The following is a 9,322-nucleotide window of genomic DNA, read 5'->3' as shown; positions in this document are numbered from 1 at the left end:
GCCTGGGCAGCGGGGTACTGACCCTGGTGCAGACCGTGACGGATGCCGATGGCGACCGCGCCAGTGCGGCGGTGGACCTGGGCGCCAACGGTGTGTTCCGGTTTGAAGATGATGGTCCGCGGGCCGGGCTGGCGGTGGAAGCGCCGAGCCTGGGTGCGACCGTGGATGAAAGCCTGGTCAGCCTGGGTGGCGCCGGCAGCGACGGGGTGGCCAGTGCCAGCCTGAGCGCGGCCAATGTACAGGCCCAGTTCAATCCGGCCTTCGGGGCCGACGGGGCGGGCAGTATCGGCTACAACCTGGCGCTGAGCGGCAGCAATGTGGTGAGCGGTCTGTTTGCGGTGGACCCGCAAGCGGCCAATGGCCAGGGTGCGGCCATCGTGCTGAACCAGGTGGGCAACGTCATCACCGGCAGCGCGGGTGGGGTGGACTACTTCACCCTGACCATCAACCCGGCCAGCGGGGAAGTGACGCTGGCCCTGCTGGACAACGTCTGGCATGGCGACAGCGGCAATGCGGATGACAGTGTGGCGCTGAGCCTGGGCAGCGGGGTACTGACCCTGGTGCAGACCGTGACGGATGCCGATGGCGACCGCGCCAGTGCGGCGGTGGACCTGGGCGCCAACGGCGTGTTCCGCTTCGAGGATGACAGTCCGCGTGTGACCATCAATGCGGTGGCGGACGGCAGTATCACCCTGACCACCCAGGATGCACAGACCATTGGTGCAGCCAGTGACACGGCGACCGGCAGTTTTGCGGCGGCGTTCCTGGCGGCGGCAGTGCCGAGCTATGGCGCGGACGGTGCGGGCACCACCACGGTGGGCAGTTACAGCCTGAGCGTGACCGACAGCAACAGCGAGCTGACCAGCAACGGGCTGGCCATCACCCTGACCAAGGTGGGCAGCGACATTGTCGGTGCAACCAGTGAGGGCGAAGTGTTCCGCATCAGCGTGGCAAGCAATGGCACAGTGACGCTGACCCAGTCGGCGGCGCTGGATCATGTGCCGGAGGACGTGGACAACAGCAACGACAACAGCGTTATCAGCCTGGCCAGTGGCAAGGTGCTGCTGAGTGCAACGGTGACGGTGGTGGATGGCGACAACGACACTGCGACCGGCACGGTGAGTGCGGACTTGGGTGGTAACCTCAACTTCGAGGACGACGTGCCAACCGCAAAAGACAACAGTGTGGTTGTGGCAGAGGCCGGGCTGCCCCCCTTCAACCTCATCATGGTGATAGACACATCTGGCAGCATGTTGTGGCAGATAGGTACGACGACGAATGGTTCGCCGAATCGCCTAGAACTGGCGCAGAGTGCACTGAATCATATGATTGATTCTTATGTCGCTTTGGGCGTGCCCTTGACCATCACTGTGATTGATTTTGCCAGTGGTGCAGTCTTGATCCCGCAAACCAGCGATCCGGATGTTGCCAAGGCCAGCATTTCCGGTTTGCCGACAGATGGAGGCGGTACCGACTACAACGCGCCTCTCGTATTGGCGCAGAATCAACTGACGGCGGATCTGGCAAACCCAGCCTTGGCTGGGTATGAAACCAAGGTTTACTTCCTGTCGGACGGTGCGCCCAATGAGGGCAACGTCCCTGCCGGCTGGACCAGCTTTGTGAACAACAACAATGTTGAAGTTTACGCGGTGGGTTTGAATGTCAGCGGCAATGCGTCGGCGATCGCTCAGCTTGGGTTGGTAGAAGATCATGGGGATGCGGTAACGCTGGTCAACAACATCTATGACCTGGATGCAACGTTGCAGGCTACCGTGCCGCCTCCCGCTACCGGCAACGTGATCACGGACGTGGATGCGAGCGCCGGTGTAGACAGTGTCGGTGCAGATTCTCCTGCTACCGTGCTGCAGGTGAGCTTCACCGTCAGCAATCCCGCTGCCTATGTGGGAGTCGCAGATAGTATCAATGGCAATGTGGTGACCTTCCTGGTGCAAGGGGGGTCAACAGGTGCAATCCCGACAGCCTTGGGTGGCCAGTTGGTGGTGAATTCCGATGGTTCCTACTCCTACACACCACCCAATGATGTGTCTGTTGATACTCAGGAAACCTTTACCTACACCATAGTGGACGCTGACGGTGATACCTCCAGCGCACTGCTGAAGATCCTGGTACTGGACACCACTCCGATCACGGCTTCTGTATTCGAAGATGGCCTGCCCACCGGATTGCCTGGCAACAATCCGGCCCTGACCACAGTTGCTGGTTCCCTGGCTCATATGGTGGTCGACAGTATTGGTGTCAATTTCGGCGTCGGCAATACAGCCGGTTTGCCTGCATTGACCTCTGGTGGTGTGGCGATTACCTACAGCATTATTCATGGTGTCGGCGTCGATACCCTGGTTGCGATGGCAGGCAGCAAACCCATCTTTACGTTGGCTGTCGAAGCTGATGGTGATTACACCTTTACTCTCCAAGGATCGATTGATCACGCTCAGGCTGATGGCAATGACTTGGAATTGAAAGCGCTGAATCTGTCCAATGCGATCACGGCGAATGAAGGTACCGATAATGTTGTATTGGTTCGGGACTTCATCGTACAAGTTGAAGACGATGTGCCCGTTGTCATGACCCCTGCCATGAGCGTCATGCTGAACCAATCCGGAGTCACGGGCACCTTCCTGCTGGATGGCGATGGTTCTTTGTCCAACAACTACGGGGCTGATGGTGGAGCCATTCGTTTCGACAGTAGCTTGAATGGCAGCAGCAGTGGCATGACGTCGGGTGGCTTGCCTGTCACCTATACCCTGTCACTGGATGGCACCATACTGACCGCTGCAACGGCGGCCGGTACCGTGTTCATTGCAACCTTGCAACCTTCATCTGCGACTTATCAAGTCCAAATGATCGGTGAGGTGGATGGCGGACAGACCGCGATCGACTTCAATGGCGGGGGATACAACTTCGTCGGTGGCAATGCTTCTTGGGCTGGTTTTAATACAACAGCTAATGACAACAGCAAGGATCTGCTGCTGACGGCGATGACCAATGGTGTGGATGGCGGCACTGTGAATACATCCGCCAATACGGGTGGAATCAGTAGTGGTGCCTCCGTTGGGTCTGGCGAAGGGATGCGAATCGATTTTGTTATCGACCTGACAGGTAATCCGGTCAGTGGTGGTTCCTACGGCACGTTGGCCAATCAAACCCATGCCTTTGAGGCTCACTACGATGTCAATGGCGCCTCCGCAATGTTTACAGCGATCAATAGCAGCTCCAGTGTACAACTGGTTGCCCGTCAGGATGTGGACAATGACAACGATATAGGTGATGGCAACAAGGAGTCGCTGACCGCTGTGGCAATCAGCTACGGCGGGTCGACCAAGATTGTTAGCATAGGGGCAGGTATGTCCCAGACCGTGGCAGTGGGAGGACACAGCTTCACGGTCAACTTTACCGACGGTGATCCGAGCTCTGCTGTTGCTTATGTCGCGACAGTGGCAGGAGTTGTCTCCAATACCAAGCTGGCAGCCTATACCGCAGATGGCTATAACAGTCTGGAATTCCACTATGCAGCCGGGAGCGACTTCAAGATTGGGGACTTCGGCTCCAGCGTTGCAACCCCCGGAGTTCCAGTGAGTCTGCAACTGCCGGTCACGCTGACAGATGGAGATGGGGACGCCGTTCACAGCAACATTGGTCTTAGCCTGTTGCCGGAAGCACCATTTACCTTGGACTATGACACCTCAGCCAGTGGTGTGAATGTGACCTTCAGCAGTACACAAGGGCACGCAATCGGATCCGACTTTGGTGACAGCATGACGGGCAACAGTCTGGACAACATCTTGTCCGGCGGCGACGGAGACGACCTGCTGTACGGTATGGGTGGCAAGGATACCCTGGTGGGGGGCTCGGGTAATGATGTGCTGGATGGTGGCAGCGGCAACGATACCCTCTATGGGGAATCGGGTAATGACACCCTGATCGGTGGGATTGGCAACGACATACTGCAAGGAGGAGATGGCAACGATCTGCTGATCGGCGGCTTGGGCAGCGACACCATGACGGGGGGAGCGGGCAGTGACACCTTCAAGTGGATTGCTGGTAATGCAGATGGCAGTACCGACAACATTACCGATTTTACACTGGGTAACCCTGCCAACGGCGGTGACGTGCTGGATCTGTCAGATCTGCTGGTTGGGGTCCCCTCGGGCGCCAATCACGATGATTTGGCAACGGTGCTCAACAACTACCTGCAGTTTGATACCACGACCAACAAACTGACCATAGATACCAACGGACTACCAAGTGGAGGTTCCCAGTTGACTGTACAGTTCCAGAGTAGTCTCGATCTGGATCAGAGTGGCAGTTTGACGACGAACCACGACATCATCAAACAGCTGCTGGATGATGGCAATCTCAAGGTTGATCCGTAATCGGGTAATGGGGCCGGGCTATGCCTGGCCCCTGTTTTTTGACTAAGGGGGCGGCTAAGATAGCGGCAGTACAGGAGAGGGTCACCATGCAGTCATTCAATTGGGTTGATATCGATGGCATTCGCTATAGCTGGGATGGGCAGGGCAGCATTACCTGCACTGGCCAGTTTGGCTATCAGGCCACGATGGCTGGTGATCGGATTGATGCACTGGATCTGGAGAGCGAAGATGGCGAAGTGGCGGGTTCCCTCAATGTGGACTTCGCCTCTGCCACCATCGCTTTCACTCCGGCAGCAGATGCAGAGCCACCTCATATGGTCGTGCTGGTAGGGCATGATCAGGGGCAGCAGGAGTATTCGCTGCAGAGTCTGAGTGATACCTGTCTGCAGGATCTACTCATGCGCTCCGACAGCATCGACTGTGTTCCACTCATAACGTCCACACCAGCTGACCCTGTAAACCCGCAGCAAGGACACGTTCTGTCGTGGGACTCCTTCCATTTTGATGATGACGTCGTGCTCGGTTCCCGCAGCAGCGCACCGATGGCTCCCAGTCATCAAGAGCTGATGGGCAACGAGATCAGCATCAACATTGACATGACCAATCAGGTGCTGGATCAGATACCGCCATTGCACGATATATGAATCCCATTCGACCACGGGCATAATGACCTCACTCTAATTGACTGAGGTTTTTTTATGTGGCGTCCCCTTCTTACTCTTTCCGCTCTGGTTATCAGTGCCCCGTTATTCGCGCTTGAAGTACCGCAAGCCCCGCATCTGGTAGTGAGTGGTTACGCCGAGCAGAAGGCCGAACCCGATATGCTGACCCTCAATGTGTCGGTGACCGCGCTGGAAAAACAGGGCATCAAGGCCAAGCAGCAGGTGGATGGCAAGGTCGCGGCCTTCTTTGGCCAGCTGGAAGGGTTGGGTATCAAGCGCAGTGACGTGGAGGCGGGCAATCTGGTGATCTCCCCCGAATATCAGTATCCGCAGAACAAGAAGCCGGAACTGGTGGGCTACCGTGCCCAGCGTCAACTCGCAGTCAAACTCTACCAGCTCGACAAACTGAGCGAGCTGATGGATACCGCCCTCAAGGCGGGTCTGGAGTCTGTGTCCCAGATTGAGTACGGCCTCAAGTCGCCGCAGACCATCAAGGAGCAGGCGCGTATCGGTGCGGTGGAAGATGCCAAAACCAAGGCGGAATCCCTGGCCAAGGCGTTCGGCATGAAGCTTGGCAAGGTTTACAGCGTCGAGTACCGCAACAACACCCCCATGCCCATCTATAGCCGTGCACTCAAGGCTGCCGCCATGGCGCCAGCCGCCGACATGATGGAAAACAGCTATCAACAGCAGCAGATCAGCATCACGGACAACGTGGAGGCCGTCTTCCTGCTGGAGTAAGGCGTTGGCCATCCGGCCTTGTCGAACTTATCCCAGGCCCGAGGCTCATCCCCTCGGGCTTGTCGTTTTTATCTGGCAAGCTGAAGGCGAGAGCGCGGCAACCGGATGACGATGTGACTGGCAGGCTCCCGATCATGCATGATTTTATATGATGCAAAGGCGGGTGGCGTCGGTGGCTGGTCTTGTACTCTGACGCAGCAAGTTGCAGATGGCGGATAGAAAGATGCCGGTCGGTGACCGGCATCTGATGGTGTAACGAGGTGGCGCGGGATCAACCCAGGTTGGTGGCAACCCGTACACGACGCTTCTGCTTGAACTGATAGCCGATGGCCAGCACGACGATCCAGACCGGGATGAGCAGTACCGAGATCTGGATGCCCGGAGTCAGGTACATGATGACCAGAATGCCAGCCATGAAGGCGAGGCAGAGGTAGTTACCGAACGGGTACCAGAATGCCTTGAACTTGGGCTCAACCCCTTCGGCCCGTTTGCTCTTGCGAAACTTCAAATGCGCGAGGCTTATCATGGCCCAGTTGATGACCAGGGCGGATACCACCAGCGCCATCAGCAGCTCGAACGCCTTGCCCGGCATCAGATAGTTGATGAGCACACACAAGAGGGTTGCTGCGGCGGAGACCGAGATGGCTACCACGGGCACGCCGCTCTTGTTGGTCTTGAGCAGGCTGCGCGGGCCATTGCCCTGTTTGGCCAGGCCGAACAGCATACGGCTGTTGCAATAGACACAACTGTTGTAGACCGACAAGGCGGCAGTCAGTACCACCATGTTGAGCACGGTCGCCACCAAGTTGCTGTCCAGCGCGTGGAAGATCATGACGAAGGGACTGCCACCTTCCACCACCTTGCCCCAGGGGTAGAGGGACATCAGTACGGCCAGAGCGCCAATGTAGAAAATGAGGATGCGGTAGATAACCTGATTGGTGGCCTTGGGAATGCTCTTCTCGGGGTCATCCGCCTCTGCGGCCGTGATCCCCACCAGCTCAAGACCGCCGAATGAGAACATGATCACCGCCATCGCCATCACCAGACCACTGATGCCGTTGGGGAAGAAACCGCCCTGGTCCCACAGGTTGGTGATGCTGGCATCTGGTCCGCCATTGCCGCTGGCGAGCAGATAGCCACCAAAGCCAATCATGCCGACGATGGCGACCACTTTGATGATGGCAAACCAGAACTCCATCTCGCCGAACGCCTTGACGTTGGAGAGGTTAATGGCGTTGATCAGTACGAAGAAGACGGCAGCCGACATCCAGGTCGGGATCTCGGGCCACCAGTATTGGACATAGATGCCGACTGCCGTCAGCTCGGCCATGCTCACCAGTACGTAGAGTACCCAGTAGTTCCAGCCGGAGGCGAAACCGGCGAAGTCACCCCAGTATTTGTAGGCAAAGTGGCTGAAGGAGCCCGCAACCGGCTCTTCTACCACCATCTCGCCCAGCTGGCGCATGATGAGGAAGGCGATAAAGCCGCCGATGGCATAGCCGAGCAGCACTGAAGGGCCCGCCATCTTGATGGTCTGGGCAATGCCGAGAAACAGGCCGGTACCGATGGCACCGCCCAATGCGATGAGCTGGATATGGCGGTTTTTCAGGCCGCGCTTCAGCTCCTCGCCGTCTTGTTGAAGATCCATTCTTCCTTCCTTACGTCTCTGATGTCACTCGTCTGTCATCTCGCCCGTCGAGTCACTCTATGTGACCTTGCACGGCAAAGCGTGCTTGAAACGTGACGAAATTCGTATTTATTTCGTTACGGTAGGCCGCTTATTGTTTTTTGTGGCGGCTACCAACGGAAGCAGAATAGTGATAATCGGTCGTACATGCACCTGTTTTCCTCATTATTCGCCGGTTTTTTCGGCACAAGACAGGTTTTTTATGATTCGAATGTGCTGGAGGGGAGTGGTTGCTCGCAATGTGTGCAATCGAATTCTGGCGGGTTGACTCTTTCGTTGATTGCTGTTTTATGAAGTTTCCTCGGTAAATAAGGATGTGATTCATGCAACGTATTATTGGCAGCCTGCTGGCTGTCATACTCTGGTTGACAGTCTGGCTCTCTCCTTTGTTGCTGACTATGGCGGCGGGATGCCTGCTGGTCTGGGCTGTGCAGGGTGATGATTATCTGGTGATGCACTTTCGAACCGTGCTGCTGACAGCCGGTGCGGTTGGTCTACTGCCCGCACTCTGGTTGACCGAATGGGTACGCCGGCGTCATGGCGTGCTCAACTTCTATGCCATGCTGATGAACAACAAGGAGTTGAACAGCCCTGCCTCCCGTTCCCGTCAACCATAAAAAAACCGAGCCAGATGCGCCGCATCTGGCTCGGTTTTCATTTCTGCCGGTCATCCTGCCCTCTTGTCTCACATGGACCGTGCCGGGGGCGGGCTTAGCTCCGCAGCCCGGGCCAGTTCAATAGAGCTGACGGCGCATGCCGGTTGCCTCCAGAATTTTTGCGCTTATCTCCTCCACCGAATGAGAGCTGGTGTCGAGGAAGCAGATTGCCTCCTGACGAAACAGCCGCTCCACGCTCGCCAGCTCCTGCTCGCACTGCTCAAGAGATGAATAGCGGCTGTTGGCGCGGCGCTGGTTGCGGATCTCGTGCAACCGCTGGGGCGCTATGGTGAGTCCGAACAGCTTGTGGCGGTTGGCCTTGAGGGCAGTGGGCAGTACTAGGGTGCCCATGTCCTGTTCGATAAAGGGATAGTTGGCGGCCCGAATGCCAAATTGCAGTGCCAGATAGAGACTGGTCGGCGTCTTGCCGCAGCGAGAGACCCCGATGAGGATGATGTCCGCTTCCTCATACTCCTTGGTGGTGATGCCATCGTCGTTGGCCAAGGCAAAGTTGACCGCCTCGATGCGATCATCATAGAGCTTGCGATTCTCCATGCCGTGAGTGCGATGCAGTCTGGGTTCGGCTTTGACCCCCAGCTCCTGCTCCAGCGGGCTGACGAAGGTGTTGAGAAAATCGTGGCTGCTGGCCTGGGCCTTGAGCACCTCTTCGCGTACCAGAGGGTCGACTATGGTGTGAAACAGTATGGGGCGTATCCCGGTCTGGCGGAACTGTTCATCGATGCGCGCCCGCACCTGCCTGGCTTTTTCCTGCGTCTCCACGAAGGGGATGGTGACTTGCTCAAACACCAGCGGAAACTGGCTCAAGACGGCGTGGCCGAACACTTCGGCGGTGATGGCGGTGCCGTCGGAAACATAAAATACGGTGTGCACTGGGTGCTCCTGTGATGGGGTCGGCTTGCTGGCAAGCAAGAAGTATCTCTCGAAACCATATCGTTTTTGTCAACCAGTCTGCTGTGCCCAAGTTGTGAAGTGGCTTGCAAACCTGAGTCGTTACCTTTTTGTGTTGGCATTGTAGAATGTCTGTGTCATTCGACCATCCCCAAATCTTGCTCGGGGATTTTTTTGACAATAAGTAGAAAACGTTTTCATGGTCGTTGGCAACAGTAGAAACAGACAATAACGCACATAAACTGGCGCACAAGGTGCCATGACGGCACAGTGCCC

6 protein-coding genes are annotated in these 9,322 nt (G+C 56.9%); 4 read left to right on the top strand and 2 right to left on the bottom strand.

The genetic code is table 11. The features are described 5' to 3' along the window. The first annotated feature begins 35 nt into the window (after positions 1–35). From ACW5XD_RS21630 to ACW5XD_RS21620, 3 genes are all read left to right on the top strand, one after another. Positions 36–4,391, top strand: a complete 4,356-nt coding sequence (locus tag ACW5XD_RS21630; protein ID WP_456496665.1) for a DUF5801 repeats-in-toxin domain-containing protein — start codon at positions 36–38, stop codon at positions 4,389–4,391. A gap of 86 nt (positions 4,392–4,477) precedes the next feature. After that, entirely contained in the window at positions 4,478–5,035 is a 558-nt protein-coding gene (locus ACW5XD_RS21625) for a hypothetical protein (protein ID WP_456496664.1), read from the top strand. A gap of 54 nt (positions 5,036–5,089) precedes the next feature. After that, positions 5,090–5,794 carry an SIMPL domain-containing protein gene (locus ACW5XD_RS21620; RefSeq protein ID WP_456496663.1) on the top strand — a complete coding sequence of 235 codons (705 nt, stop codon included), beginning with the start codon at positions 5,090–5,092 and terminating at the stop codon, positions 5,792–5,794. Positions 5,795–6,065: 271 nt separating this feature from the next. On the opposite strand, the gene ACW5XD_RS21615 is transcribed toward ACW5XD_RS21620, so the two are convergent. After that, complete coding sequence (locus ACW5XD_RS21615; protein ID WP_456496662.1) at positions 6,066–7,442, bottom strand: amino acid permease; 1,377 nt, start codon at positions 7,440–7,442, stop codon at positions 6,066–6,068. Between the two features lie 362 nt (positions 7,443–7,804). On the opposite strand from ACW5XD_RS21615, the gene ACW5XD_RS21610 reads away from it, so the two are divergent. Next, a complete protein-coding gene (locus tag ACW5XD_RS21610; protein ID WP_456496661.1) occupies positions 7,805–8,098 on the top strand; it encodes a hypothetical protein in 294 nt (97 codons plus the stop codon). A gap of 117 nt (positions 8,099–8,215) precedes the next feature. Here the strand turns inward: ACW5XD_RS21610 and ppsR are convergent, their stop codons facing one another. After that, entirely contained in the window at positions 8,216–9,028 is an 813-nt protein-coding gene (gene ppsR, locus ACW5XD_RS21605) for a posphoenolpyruvate synthetase regulatory kinase/phosphorylase PpsR (RefSeq protein ID WP_456496660.1), read from the bottom strand. Positions 9,029–9,322: the final 294 nt, after the last annotated feature.

This window comes from Aeromonas enterica (genome assembly GCF_054052465.1).
The sequence above is the reverse complement of the archived record's forward strand: the minus strand, read 5'-3'. Positions and strand labels throughout refer to the sequence as shown.